Origin of the sequence: Mycobacterium asiaticum (assembly GCF_001673635.1) — a bacterium.
In the GTDB taxonomy this organism is placed as follows: Bacteria; Actinomycetota; Actinomycetes; order Mycobacteriales; family Mycobacteriaceae; genus Mycobacterium; species Mycobacterium asiaticum_C.
On sequence record NZ_LZMH01000043.1, the window covers coordinates 49,464 to 74,235 of the forward strand.

General features: G+C 66.8%; 26 protein-coding genes and 1 pseudogene. 7 read left to right on the plus strand and 20 right to left on the minus strand.

Annotation, left to right across the window (positions count from 1 at the left end; all coding sequences use genetic code 11):
- Positions 1–80: 80 nt before the first annotated feature.
- The 3 genes from A5645_RS12335 to A5645_RS12345 are packed head-to-tail and all read right to left on the minus strand — an operon-like array spanning position 81 to position 2,279.
- A complete protein-coding gene (locus A5645_RS12335; protein WP_065129686.1) occupies positions 81–884 on the minus strand; it encodes an SDR family NAD(P)-dependent oxidoreductase in 804 nt (267 codons plus the stop codon).
- The gene (locus tag A5645_RS12340; RefSeq protein WP_065129767.1) at positions 871–1,146 is read right to left on the minus strand and encodes a ferredoxin; all 276 of its coding nucleotides are present in this window, start codon (positions 1,144–1,146) and stop codon (positions 871–873) included. The genes A5645_RS12335 and A5645_RS12340 overlap by 14 nt, the downstream gene beginning before the upstream one ends.
- Positions 1,146–2,279, minus strand: coding sequence for a 3-ketosteroid-9-alpha-monooxygenase, oxygenase component (locus tag A5645_RS12345; protein WP_065036279.1), 1,134 nt, complete (start codon positions 2,277–2,279; stop codon positions 1,146–1,148). The genes A5645_RS12340 and A5645_RS12345 overlap by 1 nt, the downstream gene beginning before the upstream one ends.
- 101 nt (positions 2,280–2,380) lie before the next feature.
- Here A5645_RS12345 and A5645_RS12350 point away from each other — a divergent pair, with 101 nt between their 5' ends.
- Complete coding sequence (locus A5645_RS12350) at positions 2,381–4,102, plus strand: 3-ketosteroid-delta-1-dehydrogenase (protein WP_065129687.1); 1,722 nt, start codon at positions 2,381–2,383, stop codon at positions 4,100–4,102.
- On the opposite strand, the gene A5645_RS12355 is transcribed toward A5645_RS12350, so the two are convergent.
- Positions 4,099–4,710 (minus strand): PadR family transcriptional regulator, encoded by a 612-nt coding sequence (locus A5645_RS12355; RefSeq protein WP_231123182.1) that lies wholly within the window; start codon positions 4,708–4,710, stop codon positions 4,099–4,101. The genes A5645_RS12350 and A5645_RS12355 overlap by 4 nt on opposite strands.
- 179 nt (positions 4,711–4,889) lie before the next feature.
- On the opposite strand from A5645_RS12355, the gene A5645_RS12360 reads away from it, so the two are divergent.
- Positions 4,890–5,468, plus strand: a complete 579-nt coding sequence (locus tag A5645_RS12360; RefSeq protein ID WP_081288325.1) for a PaaI family thioesterase — start codon at positions 4,890–4,892, stop codon at positions 5,466–5,468.
- A gap of 24 nt (positions 5,469–5,492) precedes the next feature.
- Positions 5,493–5,843, plus strand: a complete 351-nt coding sequence (locus A5645_RS12365) for a hypothetical protein (RefSeq protein WP_253866962.1) — start codon at positions 5,493–5,495, stop codon at positions 5,841–5,843.
- Here A5645_RS12365 and A5645_RS12370 read toward each other — a convergent pair.
- Positions 5,840–6,607 carry an SDR family oxidoreductase gene (locus tag A5645_RS12370; protein WP_172830531.1) on the minus strand — a complete coding sequence of 256 codons (768 nt, stop codon included), beginning with the start codon at positions 6,605–6,607 and terminating at the stop codon, positions 5,840–5,842. The two genes, A5645_RS12365 and A5645_RS12370, sit on opposite strands and share 4 nt — an antisense overlap.
- Positions 6,608–6,840: 233 nt before the next feature.
- Here A5645_RS12370 and A5645_RS12375 point away from each other — a divergent pair, with 233 nt between their 5' ends.
- Positions 6,841–7,152 (plus strand): hypothetical protein, encoded by a 312-nt coding sequence (locus tag A5645_RS12375; protein ID WP_253866963.1) that lies wholly within the window; start codon positions 6,841–6,843, stop codon positions 7,150–7,152.
- A 1-nt stretch (position 7,153) separates the two neighbouring features.
- On the opposite strand, the pseudogene A5645_RS12380 reads toward A5645_RS12375, so the two are convergent.
- Together A5645_RS12380 and A5645_RS12385 are read right to left on the minus strand one after the other, a co-directional pair.
- Positions 7,154–7,737 (minus strand): annotated as a pseudogene (locus tag A5645_RS12380) (MBL fold metallo-hydrolase).
- A gap of 19 nt (positions 7,738–7,756) precedes the next feature.
- Positions 7,757–8,281, minus strand: a complete 525-nt coding sequence (locus A5645_RS12385; RefSeq protein ID WP_065129769.1) for a VOC family protein — start codon at positions 8,279–8,281, stop codon at positions 7,757–7,759.
- Positions 8,282–8,374: 93 nt separating this feature from the next.
- Between A5645_RS12385 and A5645_RS12390 the strand changes: the two genes are divergently transcribed.
- On the plus strand, positions 8,375–9,343 hold the full coding sequence (locus A5645_RS12390; protein ID WP_065129690.1) for an aldo/keto reductase: 969 nt from the start codon (positions 8,375–8,377) through the stop codon (positions 9,341–9,343).
- On the opposite strand, the gene A5645_RS12395 is transcribed toward A5645_RS12390, so the two are convergent.
- From A5645_RS12395 to A5645_RS12405, 3 genes are all read right to left on the minus strand, one after another.
- The gene (locus A5645_RS12395; RefSeq protein ID WP_065036285.1) at positions 9,344–9,559 is read right to left on the minus strand and encodes a hypothetical protein; all 216 of its coding nucleotides are present in this window, start codon (positions 9,557–9,559) and stop codon (positions 9,344–9,346) included.
- 50 nt (positions 9,560–9,609) lie between these two features.
- Complete coding sequence (htpG, locus tag A5645_RS12400) at positions 9,610–11,535, minus strand: molecular chaperone HtpG (RefSeq protein ID WP_065129691.1); 1,926 nt, start codon at positions 11,533–11,535, stop codon at positions 9,610–9,612.
- Positions 11,536–11,610: 75 nt separating this feature from the next.
- Entirely contained in the window at positions 11,611–12,894 is a 1,284-nt protein-coding gene (locus A5645_RS12405; protein ID WP_065129692.1) for a glycosyltransferase, read from the minus strand.
- Between the two features lie 50 nt (positions 12,895–12,944).
- Between A5645_RS12405 and A5645_RS12410 the strand changes: the two genes are divergently transcribed.
- Both A5645_RS12410 and A5645_RS12415 read left to right on the plus strand, forming a co-directional pair.
- A complete protein-coding gene (locus A5645_RS12410; protein ID WP_216638303.1) occupies positions 12,945–13,613 on the plus strand; it encodes a TetR/AcrR family transcriptional regulator in 669 nt (222 codons plus the stop codon).
- A gap of 189 nt (positions 13,614–13,802) precedes the next feature.
- Positions 13,803–16,076 (plus strand): SpoIIE family protein phosphatase, encoded by a 2,274-nt coding sequence (locus tag A5645_RS12415; RefSeq protein WP_253866964.1) that lies wholly within the window; start codon positions 13,803–13,805, stop codon positions 16,074–16,076.
- A gap of 9 nt (positions 16,077–16,085) precedes the next feature.
- Here A5645_RS12415 and A5645_RS12420 read toward each other — a convergent pair whose 3' ends face one another.
- The 10 genes from A5645_RS12420 to A5645_RS12460 all read right to left on the minus strand — a co-directional run bounded on the left by A5645_RS12420 (position 16,086) and on the right by A5645_RS12460 (position 24,685).
- Complete coding sequence (locus A5645_RS12420) at positions 16,086–16,538, minus strand: anti-sigma factor antagonist (protein ID WP_065129694.1); 453 nt, start codon at positions 16,536–16,538, stop codon at positions 16,086–16,088.
- Positions 16,539–16,647: 109 nt separating this feature from the next.
- Positions 16,648–17,124, minus strand: a complete 477-nt coding sequence (locus A5645_RS12425; protein ID WP_081288311.1) for an ATP-binding protein — start codon at positions 17,122–17,124, stop codon at positions 16,648–16,650.
- Between the two features lie 126 nt (positions 17,125–17,250).
- Positions 17,251–17,874 (minus strand): class I SAM-dependent methyltransferase, encoded by a 624-nt coding sequence (locus A5645_RS12430; RefSeq protein ID WP_065036290.1) that lies wholly within the window; start codon positions 17,872–17,874, stop codon positions 17,251–17,253.
- Positions 17,871–18,803, minus strand: a complete 933-nt coding sequence (locus A5645_RS12435; protein ID WP_065129695.1) for an SAM-dependent methyltransferase — start codon at positions 18,801–18,803, stop codon at positions 17,871–17,873. Before A5645_RS12435 ends, A5645_RS12430 begins: the two co-directional genes overlap by 4 nt.
- 99 nt (positions 18,804–18,902) lie before the next feature.
- Positions 18,903–19,175, minus strand: a complete 273-nt coding sequence (locus tag A5645_RS28340) for a hypothetical protein (RefSeq protein WP_155770118.1) — start codon at positions 19,173–19,175, stop codon at positions 18,903–18,905.
- 83 nt (positions 19,176–19,258) lie between these two features.
- The gene (locus A5645_RS12440; RefSeq protein ID WP_065129696.1) at positions 19,259–20,134 is read right to left on the minus strand and encodes a hypothetical protein; all 876 of its coding nucleotides are present in this window, start codon (positions 20,132–20,134) and stop codon (positions 19,259–19,261) included.
- 4 nt (positions 20,135–20,138) lie between these two features.
- Positions 20,139–20,750 (minus strand): RES family NAD+ phosphorylase, encoded by a 612-nt coding sequence (locus A5645_RS12445; RefSeq protein ID WP_081288312.1) that lies wholly within the window; start codon positions 20,748–20,750, stop codon positions 20,139–20,141.
- Positions 20,743–21,255 (minus strand): hypothetical protein, encoded by a 513-nt coding sequence (locus A5645_RS12450; protein WP_065036293.1) that lies wholly within the window; start codon positions 21,253–21,255, stop codon positions 20,743–20,745. Before A5645_RS12450 ends, A5645_RS12445 begins: the two co-directional genes overlap by 8 nt.
- 50 nt (positions 21,256–21,305) lie before the next feature.
- Positions 21,306–24,101 carry a DUF4349 domain-containing protein gene (locus A5645_RS12455; RefSeq protein WP_065129697.1) on the minus strand — a complete coding sequence of 932 codons (2,796 nt, stop codon included), beginning with the start codon at positions 24,099–24,101 and terminating at the stop codon, positions 21,306–21,308.
- Positions 24,098–24,685 carry a MerR family transcriptional regulator gene (locus A5645_RS12460; RefSeq protein ID WP_065129698.1) on the minus strand — a complete coding sequence of 196 codons (588 nt, stop codon included), beginning with the start codon at positions 24,683–24,685 and terminating at the stop codon, positions 24,098–24,100. Before A5645_RS12460 ends, A5645_RS12455 begins: the two co-directional genes overlap by 4 nt.
- Positions 24,686–24,772 lie beyond the last annotated feature (87 nt).

Below are 24,772 nucleotides of genomic sequence, written 5' to 3' on the forward strand. Positions count from 1 at the left end.
GCTGTTTGTGCGATTCTGCGTCTGCTCGCGGGGACTGGCGACCACCACGCTGCTCGCGAAAGCCCCGCGGGCTAGCATCCCTACCGGACCACCACGCTGCTCGGGTCACGCGGCGCGCCCAGGTGCCGGTGCGACGGCGGCCGGCGGCCACCCTCGTCGGTGATGCCGTAGCGGTCCGCCAACTCCGCCCCGATGAACGTCCGCCCGCTCAGCTCGGCCAGGCCGGGGTCCCGATACAGCGCATCGATCAAATGCCCGGTGAATTCCGGTGTTTCGGCGTGCTCGGCGGTCGCCGCCAACGCTTTCGGATTTCCTTCGAAGGCGCCGCGCAGTCGTTCGGTGAGCAGAATGCCCATCCAGATCGACACCGCCGCAACGCCCGTCCCACGAAAGTCGACTGCCATGTCGGCGGCCATTTTGTCGACCCCGGCTTTCTGCGCCCCGTATGCGGGCCCATGCATGTAGCACACGGATCCCGGTGACGAGGTGAAGGCAATGAGGCCACGACCGCGTGACACCAGCAGCGGCGCGGCATGCCAGGACGCCGCGTAAGAAGACCGCAGTCCAACATCCAATACGTCCGCCAACCCAAGCGGCTTCTCCCAGAACGGTTTCGGGCTGACAAGTTCGTCGGAGATGACGGCGGCGTTGTTCACCAGCAGATCCAGGCCACCGTCGGCACGCACCCGGTCGAAGAACGCGGCCACGGCGTCGTCGTCGCTGTGATCGAGCCGAACCGCGACCCCACCCGGGGGCGCGTCAGTGATGGTGCGCCCGGTGCCATACACCCGCCACCCGGAAGCCGCCAGTGCCCAGGCGATACCGCGGCCGGCACCGCGACTGGCGCCGGTCACCACCGCAACGGGAGCGTCAAAGTCCGTCAACGATCGCCAAATTCCCTGCCACGATGGCGGCTTCGATCGACTCCCGCAGGGCCGAGCAGGCCAGGAACGGCCGCCGGTGGTGCCCGGCGATCCGGTCGGCGTCGCGACGCTCGGCGCATTGCGCGGACGCCGCGGCGTTCCACTGCACGCTGGTCTGATTCCAGCTGCTCTTGCGCACCAGCACCGCGGCCCCACACGCGCCGCACGACACCGGAGCCATCGGCATGTCGTCGAGCCGGTTGTCGGTCCGCACCGAGAGCATCACGACACCGAACCCGCCTTGGCGGCCATGTTCGCCTCGATCTGCTTCATCCACGCCTCATAGGGCCGGGTGGTGTCCAGTTCGAACTCGAAGCGGTCCACCATGTCTGGCTGCACGTCGGCGACATCGACATAGAACTGTTGATACCAGCGCCGCAGCTGGTACACGGGGCCGTCCTCCTCGACCAGCAGCGGGTTGTCGATCCGCGCCTTGTGCCGCCAGATCTCGACGTCCTGCTCAAAGCCCATCTTCACGTAGTCGCCGAGGCTGATCGCGGTCTGCATGGCCTCGTCCTCGGGCAGCGTCTCGGACTTCTTGACGATGATGCCGTATTGCAGCACAAAGGAATTGGCGTCGATCGGATAGTGGCAGTTGATCAGGACCGTCTGCTGGTCACCGTCTTCGTAGTGGTAGGTCAGATCGTCGATCATGAAGGACGGGCCGAAATAGGACGCCACCGAGGTGGTGCCGAGCATCTTCGAGCCCTCACCACCCATATCCGGCCGCCCCTCGCCGTTCATGTACTGCGTGGCGACGTGTCCCTCGAAGATGTTCTTGAAGTAGGTGGGCAACGAGCCGTGGATGTAGAAGAAGTGCGCCATATCCACCACGTTGTCGATGATTTCGCGGCAGTTGCTGCCGACGACGGTGGTGTACCAATGCCAGTCGGTCCACTCGTCGCTGCTGGCGCCCTCGATACGCGGGATGGTCGCGTCTGGCGAGGGTGGGTTGCCTTCGGGGTCGTTCCACACGAACAACATCCCGTCCTGCTCCATGGTGGTCCAGGTTCTCGTGCGGGCCGTGCGCGGCGTGCGCCGCGCATAGGGCACCTGCTTGCACCGGCCGTCGCCACCCCACCGCCAATCGTGGAACGGACACGCGAGCTCGTCACCTTTCACCTCGCCCTGCGAGAGGTCACCGCCCATGTGCCGGCAGTAGCTGTCCAGCACGTTGATCCTGCCGTCCCCGCTGCGAAAGACGACGAGCTTCTGACCGAACGCGTTGATGGCGTGCGGCTTGCCGTCACCGAAATCTCGGACCAAGCCCAGGCAGTGCCAGCCCCGGGCGAACCGGGTGGGCGCGGGTTGGGCCTCAATCAGCCGAATCTCGTCGGTCTCGGGCTGCGACGTCATAGCCATCATTCAACGCCCCCCGGCCCGGCTTGGCGATCACATGTTCCACTGATCAGGAAGCCTCTTCCGCGCCCAGATCAGACCGGCCTAGCGTGAGAACTGTGACTGCACCCAGCGCGACGATCCCGTCCGGACTCGCCGTCGCCGACATTTCCGTGGATCTGCTGGTGGTCGGCTCCGGCACCGGCATGGCCGCCGCGCTGACCGCCCATGAGCTGGGGCTTTCGGTGCTGATCGTGGAGAAGTCGCTCTGCGTGGGCGGGTCGACGGCCCGCTCGGGCGGCGCCCTCTGGTTGCCCGCCGGGCCCATCCTCCAGGAAGCCGGCGCGGGCGACACCGCCGCCAAGGCCACCAGCTACCTCGAGGCGGTGGTCGCCGGCTCGGCACCCGCACAGCGGTCAATTGGGTTTGTCCAACACGTGCCCGCAATGGTCGACATGCTGCGGCGCACCACGCCCCTGCGGCTGTTCTGGGCCCGCGACTATTCCGACTACCACCCCGAGGAGCCGGGCGGCAGCGCGGCGGGCCGCACCTGCGAGTGCCATCCGTTCGACACCGCGATCCTGGGCCAGTACCGCACCCGCCTGCGGCCCGGTGTGCTGGAGGCCGGGTTCGCGATTCCGACGACGGGTGCCGACTACCGGTGGATGAATCTGGTTGCGCGCGTGCCGCGCAAGGGCATACCGACATTCGGCAAGCGCATCGCCCAGGGCATGGGCGGGCTGCTGATCGGGCGGCGCTACGCCGCGGGCGGCCAGGGCCTGGCGGCCGGCATGCTCGCCGGGGTGATCAACGCCGGCATCCCGGTGTGGACCGGCACCTCGCTTTCGCGCCTACTCGACGACGGTGACCGGGTGACCGGCGCGGTGCTCAGCCACGGCGGCCGCGAGGTGACCGTCACCACCCGCCGCGGCGTCGTGCTGGCCACCGGGGGCTTCGACCACAGCATGGACATGCGGTGGAAGTTTCAGTCGGAGTCGCTCGGGGCGAACCAAAGCCTCGGTGCCGACACCAATACCGGCGATGGGATCCGGGTCGCCCAGGAGATCGGTGCCGGCATCGACCTGATGGACCAGGCGTGGTGGTTCCCCGCGATCGCGCCGCTGCCCGGCAAGGCGCCGACGGTGATGCTGGCCGAACGGTCGCTACCGGGTTGCGTGATCGTGAACCAGCACGGTCGCCGGTTCACCAACGAGGCGTCGGACTACATGTCGTTCGGCCAGCGGCTGCTCGAACTGGAGCGGTCCGGCAGTCCCGTCGAAACGATGTGGATCGTATTTGACCGGCAATATCGGAACAGTTATGTCTTTGGCGCCGAACTCTTCCCGCGGATGAAGGTGCCGCAATTGTGGTTCGACGCGGGGATCGCCGCGCGTGCCGATACGCTGGCCGACCTGGCGGCGCAGATCGGTGTTCCAACGTCGGAATTCACCGAAACGATGCGCCGGTTCAACGAAAACGCCGTTGCGGGTAGGGATCCCGAGTTCCACCGCGGCGAAAGCGCCTACGACCGTTACTACGGCGACCCGACCATCAAACCCAACCCCAACCTGCGCCCGCTGACCAACGGACCGTTCTACGCGGTGAAAATGGTGTTGAGCGACCTGGGCACGTGCGGTGGGCTTCGGGCCGACGAACGCGCGCGGGTGCTGCGCGAGGACGGCAGCGTGATCCCCGGGCTGTATGCCATCGGCAACACCGCCGCCAATGCGTTCGGCACTTCCTATCCGGGTGCGGGCGCCACGATCGCGCAGGGCCTGGTGTACGGCTACATCGCGGCCCGGGACGCGGCGCGCAACCCCGCGCGAGACGCAGCGGGTTAGTCCGCGGCGCGCTTGGCCTGGACCTGCTTCTCGACCTCGCGCCAATAGCCCGGCGTGGGCCGAGGTTTGCCGAACCCGCCTTTGGCTGCGTTCTCGATGACGGCGCCGGCCTCGTCGATATCCTTCATCAACTCCAGCGCGAATTCACGCTCGGCCGCGTAATACTTGGCGGCCCAGCGCAGGGCCATCACCGAATACGCCCATGCGGGCTGCACCTCGGCACCCTCGGCGTCCTCGACGGCTTTGCGGTACCGGGCTTCGGCGTAGGCCACGTGTTCGGCCAGCAGCTCCTTGAGCCGGGTTGGGTTGCTCAGGTGACCGAACGTAACCCGAAGCAGCATGCTGTGTTTGAGTACCGGTGGGTCCAGCGGCGCATTGTTGGTCCAGTCGGTGATCGCGGCCATACCCTCCGGAGTGATCTTGTAGAGGCGCCGGCTGCGGGTGCCCTCGTCGCGCTCGACGCGCGATGTCACCAAACCGAGGCTTTCCAGCTTCTTCAGCTCGGTGTAGATCTGGCTGTAGGACGGGCTCCAGTAGTAGAGGTCGACGCTCCAATCGATCCACTTCTTCAGGTCGTAGCCCGAGATCTCTTCCTCGTAGGACATCATGCCCAGTAGCGCCCAGCTGGTGGCGGCCAGCGCCGACTTCACCTTGTCGCTGGGTGCGCTGGGTTCGCTCACTTCGCCAGGTTAACAATCCCCACCGTCGAATCGCTCAGGCACGGACCGCTGACCGGGACAATCACGGCTGCTCTATCGTGACGGGCATGGTGGATTCGTTTGCGTCGATGACTGATTCGTTGCCCGTATACGAGACGTTGGCAGCGTCGGTGCGCCGCTTGATCGACGCGACGATCCGCACCGAGGTCGACCACGACGTCATCGCCGACGCCACCGTCAGAATCGACAGCGTCACCGCGCAACTCAGCGCCGAGCTCATGCCGGGCACGTTCGGGCAGCGGGAAATCGACGACGGTCAGGGCATCGCATCCGGCAATGTTGTTATCGGCGTTCGTAATCCGTCGGCGCCGCCGTTAGTGGTTCACCATGAGGACGACGGGTCGGTGTGGACCGAGTTCAATTTGGGCGCCGCGTTCGAAGGGCCCGTCGGACACGTGCACGGAGGCGTGTCGGCGCTGATTCTCGACCATGTGCTGGGCGCCACGGCACACCAGCCGGGCAAGCCCGCCTACACCGGGACATTGACCCTGCGCTACCACAAACCCACACCGTTGCGGCAGCCACTGCGCGCGGACGCGTGGGTGGACAGGATCGATGGCGTCAAGACGTTTGCGGCGGGACAGATCAGCGGCGAAGCGGGCGTAATGGTGTCGGCGGAGGGTATTTTCATTCATCCGCGCAGCTAAGCCGGGAACCGGGAAGGAACCCTCGTGTCGAAAATGTTTGCGCTCGTCCTGGCCGCGGGCTGCTTCGCGACCGCCGGATGGCAGCCCGCGGCCGCCGCACCGGCCTGCTTCTCCTCTGATGGCTGGCAGCCGACGTCTTCCGGCGCCGGCATCGAAGTGTGGTACTTCCATGAGCCGCAACATATTTTGACCGCCGAACAGGTCACCGCGGTGGTGATCAAGAAGGACGGCAGCACCGAAACGCTGGAGAGCACCATCGAGGCGGGCCAACAGGTGCACCGCTTCGAGTTCCCAGCCATTCCGCAATCCGCGGTCGCCGAGGTCTTTTTCGATACCGCCGGTGGCCGGTGCCTCGTGGCCGCCCCCGGCAGCTAGGGTCGCTGGCCGCCCAGCACAGCCCCGGCCGCCGCCGGTGCCCCCCGGGCGATCACCACCGGCATGGACGTCGAAGCGTTGGTGCGCAGGATCGTGTGCACGACCTCGACGAGATCCTCGACCGGCATCAGCTGACCCGGCATGCAACCGCGAGAGACCCACAGCGGATAGGCCTGCATGGCGAGTTCGCGATCCCACCCGGTGTTCATCCCCGTTTGGGCCTCCCCCTCTCCGCCGGCGCACTCGCCGACGATGAGGTTGGTGAAGCCGATCTCGGGGTGTTCGGCGCGCCACGCCTCGACCAGCCGCTCCAGCGCCGCCTTGCTGACGCCGTACGCGCCGAGCCCCGGCCACGGCGGACCGAAGGTGCCCGCATCCGAAGACAGGTACACCACCTTGCCCGCTGACGCCGCCAGATGGCCGACGGCGGCCGCCGTCGCCAGCGATGCACCAATCACGTTGGTATCGAACACCCGCCGCCAAGTCTGCGCGTCGGTATCGACCAGGCGCACCAGCGGACTGATGGCCGGGGCGTAGACGAGGTTGTCGATGCCGCCCAACGCCTCGGCCGCGGCGCTGATGCCGGCTTGCGCGGATGCCTCATCGGTCACATCGCATTCGATGGCGGTGGCCGCCGATCCCGCCTCGTGGGCGGCGGACTCGATGCGTTCCCGCCGCCGGGCGAGCAGCGCGACCTGATCGCCGCGTTGCGCCAAGCCGACACCAATACAGCGCCCCAGACCGCTCGAGGCTCCGATCACCACTGTTCTCGCCATATCGACCTCCGTAGCCGACTATGACACACCGCCAGAAGCGAATGAGAACGGGGTTACCGGTTTGGCAGCATGACGTTGCCCTGGGCCGACGCGGCTATCCCTTGCCTCGGATCGGCCACCCCTTGCGCCCGCGACATCAAACGTCACCCCATCTCAGGTGGCCCGCGTCACCGTTTAGCCCCCGTGTCGCCGGGTATGTGGCTTCACGGCAAGGAGCAAATGTGACCAATCCAGAGACCGACCCGATCGACCACCATCGCACCACCCGGCAGCACGCCGGCGAGACGATGAAGAACGGTACGAACGCCCTTGGCATCGTCGGCGTCGCGCTCGGGGTAGCCGGTCTGATCATCGGCCTGGCCGCGCTGGCCAATGGCAGCATCGCGGCCGGAACGGTCTGCGCCGTGGCCGGCCTCGTGATCGGCGGCGCCGGACTGGCGTGGTTGCGACGCGCGCACCGCCAGGTTCGAGACGCGGAACTGCGCTGGCACGACGCACATTCCGACGAACCTGTGCCGCCGCCGACCAGCTGATTCAGGCTGTCTTCCGAGCAAGTGCCAACAGGCTCGGATCGTGTGCGCACACGATGACCACGTCCGGATCCTGTCGTTCATAGAGTTCGGCAAGTCGCGCCTGGTTGTCGTGCAGCTGTTTGCGGTTGAACGAGAACATCTCCTCCTGCAACCGCAGCAGGGACTGTGCTCGACCAGCTTCGGTTGATGAGCCCACTGCACACTGCGATACCGGACCCGCTCCCGTAGCGACGGAGCGTGCACGGCGCCGCGGGCCTCTGCCGTGGTCACATGAACGAAAGCGTCCGGGAAATCGCCGATTCCGCCGATGTGGTCGAAGTCGAAGTGCGTCACGACGATGTGGCGAACATCGGTGCGCCGGAAGCCCAGTGTCTCGATCTGGCGCGCCGCGGTCTCGGCCGGATCGAACGCAGGGCGAATCACATGCCGGAACGGACCAACCCGCGCAGGGTTCTCACAGTCGCGTAGGCCAAATCCGGTATCCACCAACACAAGTCCCCGGTCGGACTCGACCAGCAGCACGTGACACACCAAGGCGCTGCCCGGCGCATCCATGCTGCCGCAGTTGAGGTGATGAACTTTCATCTGGCCGCCCCTCCGCTGTTCATCCGAGCACGCGGACGGGTTCGGTGCCATCCCAGTTCCTGGCTACCTCGCGAATGTAGCCGAACAGTTGTCCCTTGGGGCCACTGATATCGCTGATCTCGATGACGGTGCCCTGCTCGAACTCGGTGTCGAGATACGCGAACCGCCCTCGCTCACCGCCGATGCAGCCCTCCTGGGCGACGGTGTAACCGGCCGCTATCGCGCGGTCATACAGTCCCTGATAGTCGTCATTCCAATACGCGATGTGTTGGGTCCCTTCCCTCCCGGAGTCGAGAAAGTCTTTGTACATCGACGGTGCGTCGTTGCGCTGCTGGATCAGTTCCAGCTGCACTTCACCCGAATTGGCAAGTGCGACGCTCATTTTCAGGTCTGAGTCAATGCCCCGGTAGCGGAAGTAGTCGACGGTGACGTCCCCGATGTAGAACCACGGCCCGACGCCGTGGCGCACCCACCGATCCATGGCGGCGTCGATGTCGCGCACCACGTAGCCAATCTGGTTGATGCTGCCGAACATTCGACTCATCGAGCGCTCCCTCTCGTCCACCACGACCACCGACAGTCATCGCACGCTCGCCTGGGCATGTCAAGGTCATCGGCGGTCGGTACGGTGGGGTTCATGAAATATGTGGACGTCGAGGGCGTCGGACAAGTCAGTCGCATCGGACTCGGCACCTGGCAGTTCGGCTCACGGGAATGGGGTTACGGGGACAGCTACGCCTCCGGTGCTGCCCGGGACATCGTGCAGCGCTCACGCGCGCTGGGAGTCACGCTGTTCGACACCGCCGAGGTGTACGGCCTCGGCAAGAGTGAGCGGATCCTCGGCGAAGCACTCGGTGCCGAGCGCGCCGAGGTGGCGGTGGCCAGCAAGATCTTTCCGGTCGCCCCGTTTCCGGCGGTGATCAAGCAGCGCGCGCGGGCCAGCGCCCGCCGGCTGCAACTCGACCGCATCCCGCTGTATCAGATCCACCAGTCCAATCCGCTGGTTCCCGACTCGGTGATCATGCCGGGCATGCGCGACCTGCTCGACGACGGCAAGATCGGCGCCGCCGGCGTCTCCAACTATTCGCTGTCGCGCTGGCAGCAGGCCGACGACGCGTTGGGGCGTCCGGTGATCAGCAACCAGGTGCAGTTTTCGCTGGCCCAACCGCGGGTGCTCGAACACATGGTGCCCTGGGCGCAGCGCGAGAACCGCATCATCATCGCCTACAGCCCGCTCGCGCAGGGACTGCTCGGCGGCAAGTACGGCGTCGACAACCGGCCCGGCGGGGTCCGCGCGGCCAATCCGCTGTTCGGCACCGAGAACCTGCGCCGCATCGAGCCGCTGCTGCAGACGTTGCGTGATGTGGCGGCCGAGGTCGACGCCAAGCCGGCGCAGGTCGCGCTGGCCTGGCTGATCAGCCTGCCGGGTGTGGTCGCCATTCCGGGTGCCTCCAGCGTCGAGCAGCTGGAGTTCAACGTGGCCGCCGCCGACATCGAGCTGAGCACCGAGTCGCGCAACGCACTCACCGCCGCGGCACGTGCGTTCAAGCCGGTCTCGACCGGCCGGTTCATCACCGACCTGGTCAAGGAGAAGCTGGGACGCTAATCAGTGGGCGACCCGGCGCCGACTCAACGGGGCCGTGAAGCCGCCGGTGTCGTCGAAGCCGGCCCACTGACCGTCGTCGTCAACCTCCATCCGCCAGCCATGTTGGTAGCGTCCGGCGATCGTCTCGGCAAACCACCGGTGCGCTGCCTCGGCGTCGTCGAAGTCGCTGGTCGCCACCACATGACCATGCGGATCTATGGCCCGGAACACAGTCATGCGATGCGTGTAACCATTTCGGGCCGTATTCAACCCGCCAACCTGGTTTTTTACAGCGTCCGGGCCAGCCGGTCGGCCAGCAGCTCGGCAAACCGGGCCGGATCCTCCAACGCGCCGCCCTCGGCCAGCAGGGCGGTGCCATAGAGCAGTTCGGCCGTCTCGGCGACCGTGTCATCGTCCGGACGGTCCGCGTGGGCTTGGCGCAGCCCGGTCACCAGCGGATGGTTCGGGTTCAGTTCCAGCGTCCGTTTGCCCACCGGCACATCCTGTCCGGATGCCTGGTAGAGCCGCGCGAGTGCCGGGCTGATCCCAAAGGCGTCGGTGATCAAGCAGGCCGGCGAATCGGTCAGGCGGGTGGAAAGCCGCACCTCCTTGACGTGCTCGCTCAGGGTTTCCTTGAGCCAGCTGAGCAGGTCGGCGAATTCCTTCGCCTGCTCCTCGCGCTCGGCCGCCGAGGACTCTTCCTCGGAATCCAGGTCCACCTCGCCCTTGGCCACCGACTGCAGCGGCTTGCCGTCGAATTCGTTGACCACGCCCACCCAGATCTCGTCGACCGGGTCGGTGAGCAGCAGCACCTCGTAGCCCTTGGCCCTGAACGCCTCCAGGTGCGGCGACTTCAGCAGCTGCTGGCGCGACTCCCCGGTGGCGTAGAAGATCTGCGTCTGCCCGTCCTTCATCCGCTCGACGTACTGCGCCAGCGTGGTCGGCTCCTCTTCGCTGTGCGTGGAGGCGAACGACGAAATGGCCAGCAACGTCTCCTGGTTGTCGAAATCCGACAGCAGGCCTTCCTTGAGCACCTTGCCGAACTGGGTCCAGAAGGTGCGGTAGTCGTCGGGCCGCTGGGTCTGGATGTCCTTGATCGTCGACAGCACCTTCTTGGTCAACCGGCGGCGGATCGCGTTGATCTGCCGGTCCTTCTGCAAAATCTCGCGAGAAACGTTGAGCGACAAGTCTTGTGCGTCGACGACCCCCTTGACGAAGCGCAGGTACACCGGCATCAGGTCTTCGCAGTCACCCATGATGAACACGCGCTTGACGTAAAGCTGGACCCCGATCTTGGCGTCCTGGTTGAACAGGTCGAACGGTGCCTGGGAGGGGATGAACAACAGCGCCTGGTACTCGAAGGTGCCTTCGGCCTTCATCGCGATGACCTCGAGAGGGTCGTCCCAGGCGTGCGCGACGTGCTTGTAGAACTCCTTGTACTCTTCCTCCGACACCTCCTCCTTCGGCCGGGCCCACAGGGCCTTCATCGAGTTGAGGGTCTCGGTCTCGATGGTCACGGTCTCCTCGCCACCCTCTTCTTCCGAAGGCGTGCGGCGTTCGACCTCCATCCGGATCGGCCACGCGATGAAGTCCGAGTACTGCTTGACCAAGCTCTTGAGCTTCCACTCCGAGGTGTAGTCGTGCAGCTCGTCCTCGGCGTCCTCGGGCTTCAGGTGCAGTGTGACCGACGTGCCCTGGGGGGCGTCCTCGACGGTCTCGATGGTGTAGGTGCCCTCACCGCTGGATTCCCAGCGGGTGGCCTCGCTTTCGCCGGCCTTGCGGGTCACCAGCTCGACCTTGTCGGCGACCATGAACGAGGAGTAGAAGCCGATGCCGAACTGCCCGATCAGTTCCTCGGATGCGTCACCGCTCTTGGCGTCCCGGAGCTGCTGACGCAGTTCGGCCGTGCCCGACTTGGCCAGCGTGCCGATCAGGTCCACCACCTCGGCCCGGGTCATACCGATGCCGTTGTCGCGGACAGTCAGGGTGCGCGACTGCTTGTCGACGTCCAGCTCGATGTGCAGATCGGAGGTGTCGACGTCGAGGTCCTTGTTACGCAAAGCTTCCAGCCGCACCTTGTCCAGCGCGTCCGAGGCGTTCGAGATCAGCTCCCGCAGGAACGAGTCCTTGTTGGAGTAGACCGAATGGACCATCAAATTCAGCAGTTGCCGGGCCTCTGCCTGGAATTCCAGCTGCTCGACCTGCGCGTTCATGAGGTTCCTTCCTAGCTCTTAAGCCAACTATCCGCCCTGAATTTAGTCAGATGTGAATTGTTGGTGAGCCGGGGGTCACCGCGGCGAGGGTGCGCGCATCAGGTCGTCGACGACGTTCGCCAGGCAAGCGAACCCGGGTGCCGCGGCCATCTCGGCCGCGATGTCACGGCTTCGTGCCCGGTAGCGCGGCTCATTGAGCACGGCGAGAATGTCGCGGCGCAATGCCCTCGGCGACGGCCGTTCGGTGCGCAGCCGGCGCCCGACGCCCGACCACGCCACCCGCGCGCCGACCTCGGGCTTGTCCTCTTTGCCGCCGGTCGCCACGATCGGCACGCCGTACCGCAAGGCGTACTGCACTCCCCCGTAACCGCCGTTGGTCACGTAGACGTCCGTGCGCGGCAACAGCTCGTCGTAGGGGAGAAACATTGCGGCACGGGCGTTTTCGGGTAACGGCGGTAGCGTGTCCAACGGGCGCCCACCGGTGCTGACCACAACCAGAACGTCCTCGTCGGCCAGGGCCGTCAGCGTCGGCGCAATGGCCTGGCGGTAATCGACGTTGGCGACGGTGCCCTGGGTGACGTGCACTACCGGCCGGGAACCGTCCAGGTCGGACCACCAATCCGGCAGCGGGGCCTGCGAGCCGGCGGCGCCGAGCGGTCCGGCGAAGTGCAGTGTGGCGGGCGCGTCCGAGCGCGGATATTCGAACGAAGGAATCGTGAACTGGACGATCGCGTCGGCATGGCCGCACCAGTCGATCAACGAATAGGGCAGCCGGCAACCGTGCACCTGCCCGTACAACTCATCGGCGGTCCTGTTGGGCCCAGCCAACATTCGCCTGCCCAGTACGCCCAGCGCCGCGTTGCGTTGCCGGTTGGCCCAGCGGGCGGGTGGTAGTCCCATGCCATACGGCGCCGTGTCCGCACTGGCGATCGGCAGCGGCACGACACCGCACACGACGATCGGCGGACGGGTCGGGCAACGGTGGCCGAGCAGTAGCGCGCCGCCCATGGTGGCCGGTTCTAGCAGCACGCAGTCCGCGGGTTCAGTTGCATGTGCCGCGCGGATCGCCTGATATTGATAGATCGCCGGCCGGACGAAGACGTGCTCGATGTCGAAGGCAGCAGCCTTGAGGCCCTTGAGCTTTGCGCGTTCAGGAAATCTCTTCAGCACGGTCTCATCGAGGTCGGCCTCGGGCGGCAGCGCAATGTGCACGGCGCCAACCGCCCGCACCCGATCGGCGAAGCGGGCTCCGGTGATGAACCGCACGGAGTCACCGCGTTCGACGAACATCCGGGCGATCTCGAGCATGGGCGAGACATGACCATGGGCGGGAAAGCTGCCGATGATGATCGATGCCATGTTCGCCCCCTGGCGTCATGCTTCACTACCTGATGGTAGTATTCATTACTGTGGCACCGGAGTCAATATCGAAGACGTCCGCGCGGCCCGCCCGCGCGTATCGATCAGAGCTGCGCCAACGCCAGGCTCAGCAGACCCGGCAACGCATACTCGCCGCTGCGGCCGAGTTGTTTGCCGAGCAGGGCTATGCCCGCACCACGCTCGCCAAGATCGCCGAAGCCGCCGGCGTCTCGCCGGAAACAGTGCAAGGTCACGGGCCCAAGGGTGCGCTGTTGACGGCGGCCGTCGAATACGCCGCATTCGGCATCGCCGGCGAAGAGGACATTCGCAACCTCGAAGTGGGGCGCCTGTTCGCCGCCAGCGCGACCAGCGACGAGGCGCTCGGCCACCTGATCGAGGCGCTGACAAATGTCCACCTCGGGACGGCGCGGATCGCGCCGGCGTTGATCGGCGCCGCCAGCCACGATCCCGAGGTGGATCGCTTTCTGCATGAATTGAACGTCGGCATCAACCAGCAGATTCGGCGAATTCTCGAGATTGCGCACGAACGGGGATGGTTGCGCGAGGATCTGCCCTTCGACGAACTCCTCGAGACCACCGCGGTGATCTGCAGCGTCGACAGCTACCTGCGCCTCACCCGAGACGGCTGGACCGCGGACCGCTATCGACCGTGGTGCCGGCGGATGATGGCCGAAAACATTTTCGCTCCTGATGAATAGCTCGATTTCGCGGCGTGGATCGTGCGGGACCGAGCCAATGTGCGTAGATTGTCTATGGGGTTGAGCTTGCAGCCTTTAGTCGCCACAAGGCGCGGAGTCAGTTCCGGGAACCGGGCACGTTTTCGAACCAGCCTCCGCCGACAACCGTGAGGCCCTGTTGAGGGCCGGAAAAAATGTTGGTGAGTGCGCGTGAGTCGGATCCCGACGCCGCCGCCGGAAGGTCAACCTGTCGCGGACCTGCTTCCGGTCGGCACACCCATCGACCTGGACAACTGTGCCCGCGAACCGATCCACATCCCGGGCAGTATCCAGCCGCGCGGCGTGCTCGCCGTGGTGCGTGAGCCCGGCTTCGAAGTTCGTCAGGTCAGCGCCAACGTCGAACGGCTGCTGGGCCGTTCGGTGGACGCCGTCGTGGGACGGCACCTCTCGGCGCTGCTCGGCCAAGAGCAGGCCGCCCGCGTAGAACAGACGGCATCCGCGTTCGGCAATCTCGCGCAGCGCAATCCGGTCGAGTGTGTGATCGATGTGGCCGGCGAAGCCAAAGCGTTCGACATCATCCTGCACCGCGACCCCGGCGGGGTGCTGCTGGTCGAAATCGAGATCGCCTATGGCGAACGCCCGTTTTCCTTTCCCAATACCTACCAAGCCGTCCGTAGCTCGGTGGAGGACTTGAACCGCGCCGCCACCCTCACCGAGTTGTACGACCTGGCCGCGCGGGCGGTGCGCGACCTGACCGGGTTCGACCGGGTCATGGTGTACCGCTATGACGCGCACTACAACGGCGAGGTGGTCGCCGAGTCCAAGCGCGACGACCTGAACTCGTTCCTCGGCTTGCACTATCCGGCCAGTGATATCCCGGCTCAGGCCCGCGCGCTGTACGAGAAGAACTGGATCCGGTTGATCTCGGACGTCGACTACACGCCGGTGCCGATTGTGCCGACCATCGACCCGTCGAACGGCGCGCCGCTGGACCTGACCTTCGCCACGCTGCGCAGTGTCTCGCCGATCCACATCGAGTACCTGCAGAACATGGGCGTGCACGCGTCGATGTCGATCTCGTTGCTGCGGCACGGACGGTTGTGGGGGCTCATCGCCTGCCACCATTACGCCGGCCCGCACCTTCCGCCGTTCGGCACTCGCGCTGCCGCCGAGTTCCTCGGATCAACCCTGTCGTTGCGCCTGGTCGACCGGTTCGAGGGCGACCTGCTGCAGAAGCGACTGGCGGCGCAGGCGCTGCTGGCCAAGCTCACCGCCGCCGCGGCGGACGACAGCCAACCGCTGGCCGCCACCCTGCTTGGAGCGCCGGACCTACTCGACTTGGTGCCCGCCGACGGCGTCGTTGTCGACATTCAGGGCGACCGCCGCACCCATGGGTCGGTGCCGCCGCCGGAAGTCGTGTCCGCCGTCGCCGAGTGGGCGCGGGGCGCGGGCGACGAGATCGCAAGCAGCGAATGCCTCTCCGAAGAGCTGCCCGAGCTCGGCTTCGATTCGCAGCTGGCCGCCGGTGCATTGGCGCTGAACCTGCCCGATGGCCAGTCGGCCATCTGGTTCCGCCGCGAGGTGCTGCGTTCGGTCGACTGGGGCGGCGACCCGCACAACAAGGCGATCGCGACCAATGAGGGTTCCGGAGTCCGGCTCAGCCCACGCAAATCGTTCGACCGGTGGCGCGAGGTTGTGCACCAGCGCAGCGAACCGTGGACGGTCACCGAGCGCGAGTCCGCCGAGGCGTTACGGCGCTATCTGGTGGAGTCGCTGTATCGCCGCACGCGCGGTGCGCTGCGGGTGGCCGAGACGCTGCAGCGCAGCCTGCTGCCGGAGTCAATTCCGACGCTCGACAGCTGGCAGCTGTCCGCGCACTACGAGCCCGCCGCCGGCGACAACGTCGGCGGTGACTGGTACGACGCGTTCGAGTTGCGCGACGGCCGGCTGATCGTGCTGATCGGTGACATCGCCGGGCACGGCGTCACGGCAGCCGGCACGATGGCACAGCTGCGCAACGCGCTGCGCTCGCAGTTGTTCGCCGGCGCCGCACCGGCCGACGCGTTGCAGCAACTCAACGATTTCTGTCTACACCTGATGCCCGGCGCGTTCGCCACCGTGATCGCCGCGCGGGTGGATCTGGAATTGGGACACGTCGAGGCCGCGTGCGCCGGCCACCTGATCCCCTACCTGACGAACTCGGGCGGCGGCTCGGTTCCGGCGCCGATCCGACTGTCCCCGCCGATCGGCGTGCGAGGCGTGACCTACTCCGCCAGCGCGTTCACCGTCGAGCCCGGGCAAGGCCTGGTCCTGTACTCCGACGGCTTGGTGGAGCGGCGCGGTGAGTCGATCGACGACGGACTGGACCGGTTGGCCGAGACGCTGAGTCGGACCGGCGATGCTACGGCGAACTGGATCTGGACGGCGATGGCTACCAACGACACCGAGGACGACATCACCATCGTCACCTTGCGGCGCCCATAGGCACGCGATTCAGCAGGCTTGATAGTGGTGCGACGGCTCGACGAGCTGCAGGCTCTGCGGCGCGCTAGCGTGCACGGACAGGATGTCGTCAAGACCGCACGCGGCGACGATGCGGCGCACCGACGGGTCGATGCTGACCAGGCACAAATCGATGCCGCGTTCCCGGCACCGGTGGGCCTCCTCGGCCAGCGCCTCGTACGCCGAGCAGGACATGAACTCCACGCTGTTGACATCCACGATGAACAGTTGAGGTGCGGTGACGAAGGCCGACGCTTCTGCCAGCAGTAGCCGCCAATTGCCGTCGTTGCACGCGTCGATGTCGCCACCGACATAGACGATCACCGCCGAATCGAAGCCCTGGACGGTGGCACGCATCGTGCTGTTCTCCGCACCGAGTTCGGAAACCAGGCGCGCGCTCAATCGCAGGGGTGTAGCGAAGACTTCGGTGACGGCACGGCTCATGCTGCGCTCCTCAACCACTCGGGGGAAATCGACCCTCGGAAGGCTCACTTATGAACCTGCCGAGGTTTAGCCGCATTCGTCGGGCCTGAAACGCTCGACTTTGCGGCGATCAACTTGCTTGGCTGAAGACGAAGTTGTTCGGTGGGCAACCGAAAAACCGGAGGCACACTGTGGTGCCCTCCGCTCCGCCGTCGATGGTGCAGTCGTCGGCGAGGGTGCGCATCAGCATGATGCCCCGGCCTCGAGCGTTCGACGGCGAGGTGTCGGGCTCCACCCAATGGCCGTGGTCGATGACGCAGACCCTGAGCTCGGTGGACACCGGGTAGTACGTGATTTTGAGTGTCAGGTCGCCGACGTGGTTGAGTACGCGGTAGGCATGGTCGGCGCAGTTGGACATCGCCTCGTCGGTGGCAAGGACGATGTCGGCGGCGCGCTCCTCGTCGAGTTCCAGATGCTGGTCGAGCCAGTGGCCGAACTTGCGGCGAATCATGGCCACGGTGTGCGGGTCGGCCGTCCCGGTATGGGAGTCGCCGAACTCGTCGGCATCACCAATGCCGACCGGATCGCTTGACGTGGAACCACTCACGGGTTTTGGGCTACCCGAATGCGCGCGCCGATACACCTGGTGTGACGGGTCCCGCACCTGCGCGGTTTAGCGGGAAGCAGTCACCTGGCCTTTTACCGGCTCTGCGCGACAGATTCCCAGCAGCGGCTAGCCTTTCGTGCCCACCGTCAACAGGTCCGAGATGAGCCGCGTCCACACCGGCCGCGGGATACGGTGCTGGTCGCTGACGGTGAAGCCGGCGTCCTCGAACAGGGTCCGCATCTCCGCCGGAGAGGGGTTGTGCTGCGGTTTCCACCTGCTCGGCACCTGGAACCGTTGCCGGGTGCTCAGGGTCGCGACGGCAACCAGGCCTCCGGGGGCGAGCACGCGGTGGAACTCGCGCAGCGCGGCCGGCTGGTCGAAGAAGTGAAACGCCGAGGTCGTCACCACCGCATCCAGCTCCCCGTCGGCAAAGGGCAGCTGTTCGGCCGGACCGCGCCGCCACCGCACCGTGTCGGACTTGGCGCGGGCCTGACCCAGCATGCCGTCGGACATGTCGACGCCGTAGATCTCGTCGGGCTGCAGTTCCCGTTCGATCCGGGTGCTGAGCACGCCCGTGCCGCAGGCGATGTCGGCGATCCGGCGGGCCCCGTGGGCGCGCAGCTGGGCGATCACCTCGTCGTGCGGCGGCCGGTAGACCCACTGCTGCAGGAACGGCAGGTCGTAGGCCGGGGACAGCACGCTCCACATCGAGGTGACAGCGTCGTTGAGTACGCGGCGCGGAGCGGTCACTTGGTCAGGACCGAGGTGTAGTAGATGGTGTCGGCCATCGTCACCGAGTCATGGGACTGCGGAACGGGTTCCAGACCGTGCTCGTCGAGCAACTCGCCCATCTGCACTCCGCTGGTCTGCCAGCCGAGCTGCTGCAGATACTCGGCGACGTCCTTGCGCTCACCCTCGAAACCGAGGCTCTCCCAATCCAGCTCGAATCCGTGCTCGCGCCACTTGGCGGTGGCGCGGCGCATCATCTCGCGCGCCTGCTCGGTGTCACGCTCCGGCCGGTTCGGGATCGCTTCGACCGCCAGCCGGCTGCCGTCGGCGCTGAGCGCGGTGATGTTGTCCATCAGGCGATCCTGGGCCTCGGGCGGTAGATACCCGAGCAGGCCCTCGGCGATCCAGGCGGTCGGCTTGCTGGTGTCCAGGCCGGCCTCGACGAGGGCCGCGGGCCAGTCTTGGCGTAGGTCGATGGCGACCGTGCGCAGCTCTGCCGTCGGTTCGGCGCCCAGACTCTGCAGCGTGGTGGTCTTGAACGCGATCACTTCGGGCTGGTCGATCTCGAAGACGGTGGTGCCGGCGGGCCACGTCAGCCGGTAGGCGCGCGCGTCCAGTCCGGACGCCAGGATGACGGCCTGGCGGATCCCCGCCCGGGTCGCGTCCTGGAAGAAGGAGTCGAAGAAGCGGGTGCGCGCGGCCATCGCGGCCGGCATGTGTTCGAGCTTCCAGGTCGACTCGTCGTCGTCGACGTCGGCGGCGGCGAGGTCGCCGGTGACCCAACGGGTGAAGAAGTCGACGCCGACGGCTCGGACCAGCGGTTCAGCGAACTGGTCGGTGATCACCGGGTTGTCGGCGTTGGTCGCGATTGCGCGGGCGGCGGCCACCATGGTCGCGGTGGCGCCGACGCTGCTCGCCAGATCCCAAGTGTCGTTGTCGGTGCGTGGCACGGCTGTTCTCCCATATCGAGCCAGAGGATACTTAGCCAGTTTAACGCTTAGCTAGGTTAAGAACCGGGACGGTGTGAAGCGATTCACACCGGCCGGGCTTCAGTGGCGGCCGGGACCGCCCGGGCCACCTGGGCCGCCGGGTCCACCGGGACCGCCCGGTCCACCCGGACCACCGGGTCCGCCCGGTCCCCCTGGGCCGCCGGGCCCATTCACGGCGGGAAGCACGAAGACGCACTGATTCAACTCGAAGCTCCACGCCCAGCCGGGCGCGCAGTCGTCGGCGCGACTGACGGCCGGCGCGGCCAGTGACGTCGATACCGTCGATGCGAGAACGAACGCGCCGATCGCGCAACGCCGAAGAACGCGGCTCATGCCCAACCTCCTGCTGTGATCTGCCGGTAGGTCGATTGTGCGCTTTGCTGGAGTCGCGCGTGGCAATTCGGCGCCATTTCGCCTCAGCCGAACCGCACCCCGCGTTTACGTGCCCAGAGCACCGCGAAAACCGTCCCGACCATCCACACGGCCACGGCCATGCCGAGATGCACGAAGCTCTTGGTGTCGCGGCCGAACACCGGCCCGATCGCGGCCGGTATCTGCGTCCAGAACACCTTGTGCTCGAAGCTGCCCATCGGGTCGGCCACGTAGTACACCGCGTACGGCACCGTAACGGCGGCCAGCCAGCTCGTGGTGCGGCGCCGATTGTGCCGCTGGCGCCAGCGGCGGATCAGGGGTTCGGCCGGCACCGGATGCAACACCGAAAGCACATTGCCCACGCCGAGCCAGGAGACGATGGGCACCGCGACGTTGGGGATGGTCATGGCCAGCTGCGGCACGCCTTCCTTGGACAGCGTGAGCGCCGCCGCGACGGCTAGCGTCGGCAGGCCGACGATCACGATCAGCGCCAGGTTCTTGATCACCAGCACACGCCAGATCGGCACCCCGTCGGCCAGACCCTGTGCGACCCGATAGTGGTCGCCGCCAAGCAGATTGGTGGTCGTGACGTCGGCGAGGATGAACGAGGAGAAGTAGGTGCTGACCAGGACCACCCAGTCGAGCTGATTGTGGTGGAAGTGCGGGGTGGGATGTTCGGCGCGAGAAGCCAGTGGTTGCACCAGCAGCCAGGCGCCCGCCAGCACGAGGTTGGCCAGGACACCCGAGAGCCAGGTCCGCGGCGGATGGAATGCCCAGCGGACCTCGGCGCACACGGCCAGCGGCAGCGGCCGCCAGAAATCCTTGGCGGCACGTTTGGCCGCGGTCGGTCGCGGGGCCCATGCCCGGGCCAGGGCACGCAACGCCGGATGCGCCGCTGGGCGCGTCGGCGTTTCGGACATTCCCTTAGATCTCCCAGTTGACGGTGAAGTCATGCCGAAGTACCAAGTCGACAAGGATATCGGTCCGATCGGCAAGTAACCACGATTCCGCAGTGAACGCGTCGTGGGCGAAGAATGCGTAATTAACCGAGGTTTCGGGAGTGGTGCGCGACCGGTACACGATCGCGTCGAGCTCGGGCCACCAGCGGCGGGCGGCATCGGCCAGTCGGTGACAGGTGTGCCATACCCGGCTGCGCTGGCCGGTGCTGATCTGGTCGTCGACGTCGAGGACATCGAGATTGCGTTGCGTCCTGAGATCGAAGATCCGCAACGGCCGGTTCGCGACCAGCCGGATCAGGTGTTGGGACGCGTGGTCGGCGGGAATGATCCGGCCGGTGTCGCGATAGCGCTCCCGGAACGCGCCCTCGGATGCGGTCGCCGCGTAACGGGTGCGGAAGCCGCCCGACTCCGGATCGAACCGGAACCGCGGTTGTGGGAACCCGCTCCACGTCCAGTCGGCAGGCGCGGCCGCTTCGACGCGCCACAGTTCGGTGCCCACCGGGACGGTGCGGCTGGCCAGGCCGACCGGACGTCTGTCCGGCAGCGGCGCCCGGTAGCCCGCCGCGAGGCTAGGCACCGAGTCCGGCGAGCAGCCGCCAGGCGGTGTCGGCGGTCTTCTTGCGCCGCAACCCTTCCGAGATCGACGTGCCGTCCAGTTCCTCGCGCTTGATTCGCATGATGCGGTCGGCGGCCACCGGGTCGGAGGTGAAGCGCGCCAACGCCGTGAGGATCTCGGGCAGGTCCGACCGCAACCGGCCGTCCTGGAACTGCCAGGCCGGGAACCAGGTGTTGTTGCCGACGGTGACGCCGAGCACCTTGCCGCGGCGGCGCAGTTCGTGCACCGCTTGGGGCGTCTCGTAGCCCAGCCGGGCCTGGACCTCGCGGGTGGGGATGGCGCCGGCCCGGAAGTCACCCATCATCCCGGCCCGCCGCTCGTTGTTCAGCTTGCGCGCGGCGACGCGCTCCAGCTGCTCGAGCGGAACGGTCGGCACGTCAAGCAGCGCGTCGAGGAGCCTGGCGAAATCCGGGTCGCGGCGTACGCGTTCCTCAACCTGTGTGACGAGGGCATTGACCGGGGACATGGCACCAGTCTATCCCGCGGCTTGCCAATTGAAACAATTGAAACAGACCTTCAGGCGTGCACCTCTGCCGCTCCCTTTGCCGCTTTGCGACGCAGCCACAGCACGAGCACGAACACCGGCACCGACAACAGGACCAGCCACGGCAGCAGGAAGCCGACCAACAGCAGGCCGGCGTGCGCGGCGCCGAGTAGTGAATGCCACCCGCGTCCCAGCGCCCCGAAGAAACCTTGTGGCGTCTCTTTCGACTCGGTAGATATGTTGACATTGATTGTCGCATAAGAGATTTCGTCACCAAGGGTGGACCGCTGCGCCTTGAGCGAATCGAGTTCGGCCTGCCGCTGGGTCAGTTGCGATTCCGCGGAAAGCAGGTCGGCGACGTTGCCGGCTTTGCTCATCAGCTCCAGCAGCCGCTTGACCGACGTCTGCAGTGCCTCGATGCGGGCGTCAAGATCGACGCGCTGGGTGGTGACGTCGGTGTGGTTGATCGACATCGACTGCACGGTCCCGAACTTCTTCGCGTCGGCAAGGACCGCGTCCAGCTTGTCCGCGGGGATGCGCAGCACCAGACCCACCACCGGCGACGACGACCCGGACCGCTCGGTTCGCGAGTCGACCCGCCCGCCGGCGTCGGTGACCGCGTTGACGAGCCGGTCAGCGACCGGGCCAGGCTCGGTGACGACGAGTTGCAGCGACCCGTTGGTGACGATGTCGCGTTTCAACGTGCTGTCGGTTGGTGGTGCCAGCGGCGCCGGTGCGACTGTGGTGTTGTCGGCGATGCCGCCGCCCAGGGTCGCCGGGAGGCCGCTGCTGGGCTCGGGTCGGTATTGGTTCGGCGCCTCGGTCAGCTTGCCCGCGGCCACGCCGTCGCGCGTCGCTGGTGATGAACCGTCCCGGCTCAGCGACAACATTCCACCCCCGCCCAACAGCACCGCACCGGCAACCGCGACCGCAATCACGTTGCGCAACTTGACGGTTCGCGGCGATTTCGGCTCGGACTGCTTGGTGCCGATGGCTTTGGCATCGAGGGCCCAGCCGGCCGGCATCTCGACCGGCTGCATGACGCGGTGCTGCAACCCGCCTGTGGCGACGATCCGCTCGTCGGTGGCCAGGTATGCCGTAAAGCGGCTCAACACCCCGAACCGCAGGGATGTCTCGACGATTCGTGTCGCCCGGTCCGGCGCCGAGGCGTAGCGGTCCTCGAGGTCGCGCAGGTGCGCGCGGGCCCATTGAGCTCTTGCCGCCGGCAGTGAAACACGTTGTCCCGCAACCGTGACCGACCAGTCCGCGTCGTCGCGGTCGACGCCGCGCACTGTCAGCGAACCCTCAGCGCTGCCGCGGTAGCGCCCGGTGACCATGAGTGGCACACCGGGTAGCAGGTCGGGCAGCCGCGCCGGGCTTGCGGTGTCGTCGAGAAGGGACAGACCGTCGGCGCGCAATGACAGTGACCGGACCAGTGGCGCGCCGATTCGGTGCTGCATGGCCTGCAGGGCGTCGTCGAGCCGGTCCTCACTCTCGATCAGTTCGCAATCGCCGCCGCCGACGCCGGCCAGCCGGCGCAGGAATCCGGCGTTGGCGGCTTGGTCGATGCCGACCGCGTGCAGGCGGACCCGCTGCAGGCCGGTGGTCAGCCCGCGCAGGATCTGGTCCTCGTTGCCGACCTGTCCATCGGAGATCAGGACGACGGTCGCGTCCTCGGAGTCCCGCAGCAAGGTGAGCGCGTCTTGCAAGGGCGCGAACAGGCCGGTGTCGCCCTCGGCCTCGACGCGGGTCAGGTGTTCGATCGCGCGAAAGCGGTTGCGGTCGTTGGCCGCAACCAGGCCATCGGCCAGGCCTGCGGGGCGGTCGATACGATTGGCGAAAGTCAGCACCGCGAACCGGTCGGCGGCGTTGAGCGAGTCGACGATGCGGGCGGCGGCGCGGCGGGCGGCCGCTGCCTTCCAGCCGCTCATGCTGTCGGAGCAGTCCAGCAACAGCACCAGGTTGCGTGGGCGCGCGGGCGTATTCGACGCGGGCGGCTGCACCGTCAACAGATAGGTTCCTTCGTCACCGTCGGCGTCAGGCACCAGCAGCAGGGAATCGTCTGCGGCGTAAGGCATTCGGAGCACCAGGTCACGGTCGGCGCGCGCGCCGGTCAGCACCCTGAGGCGGCCTTCGTCGGTGGTCTCCGTTGGCAGGTTAGAGGTCACGTCGGAAAGCTCCACGGAGTCGATACCGATGTCGATGCTCAGCGGAACGCGGCGAGGAAAGCCCGGCAGCAACACGGGTGGGCTGATCCGTGATGCGTCGGGAACGGCATCGGTGTCATAGGCGTGGCCGTCGCCCACCGCGGCACCGGCGAGCGGTTCGCCCGGGATATACCGGGGCGCAACCACAAGCGGGAACCGGAGCGTCGCCTCACCGTTTTGGCAGGACAGCGGGATGACCAACGTGATTGCGGCGCTCACCCGTTCACCGGGCTTGATGTTGCCGACGCGGATGGTGAAGACGTCGGGGCGTTCCTCCTCGGTGATGGACGCGCGCCGTCCGGCGGTGACCGATGTGTCGTAACCGCGCCGGGCTTCCTCGCGTTCCTGAAGTTCGGCCGGGACGACACGGCCGTCCAGGGTCAGCCGCAGGTCGGTGACGGCCGCGCGGTCCGGCAGCGGGAACACGTAGCTGGCTTCCAGCGGTACGTCGAAGGTGTTGACAAAGTCCTGCGTCACCTCGACCTGGCTGGTGAGCCCGGTGACGTCGACGCGGACGTCGACGCGGTCCAGCGGCAGGTTGCCCCGCTCGGTTCGCAGGGCACCGAGGTGGCCATCGGCTGCGCTCGCTGCGCCGGTCGTCGACGGGGTGCGGACGGTCATGACGAACTCCGTTCATCGAGGGGCAGCAGGCCGCGGTCGGCCAGCACTTCCAGCAGCGGCCCGGCGGCCGCACGAATTGCTTGAATGTCGTCTTCGGCGGGTTGGGCGGGCAACAGCAGCAGCGCCCCACCGGGCAGACCGACGGCGGTCAGCGCGGTGCTCAGACCGTTGGTGGTCGGTTCCGGCACCGGGTCGGCCCAGAACCGGGTGCGGCGCGGGGTGGGCGCCGGCTTCACGTGGTTGGGGTCTGCGGTGAGAAGTTCATCGGGGATGCCGGCGATCCGGTGCAGCGTCTTCTCGGTCACACCGGCAAGTTCGGCTTGGATCTGGGCAAGTGGAAGGCCCTGCGCCTGAAGCTTTTTCACCGCGACGACCTGCAGCAGATGCCTGGGGCCGTACATCGCGGTGCGGCCCTGCATCGTCGGGCGGTCGACGAGTCCGGTGGTGGCGTACCAGCGGATGGCGCGCCGATCGGGTACCTCGCGAACGCGGCCGTTGGGCGATCCCGGGTAGGCGGCGGCGGCCAGGGCGTCGGCGACCCTGCTCACCAACTCGTCCAGCGTCCATGACGCCCGCTCGCCCATGCCTAACGATGACACTGTAATGGTTACACTGTCAAGGTGTGAATCCGCGGAGTTGCTGCGCGATTTGCCGGCCTTCTGGTGGATGCT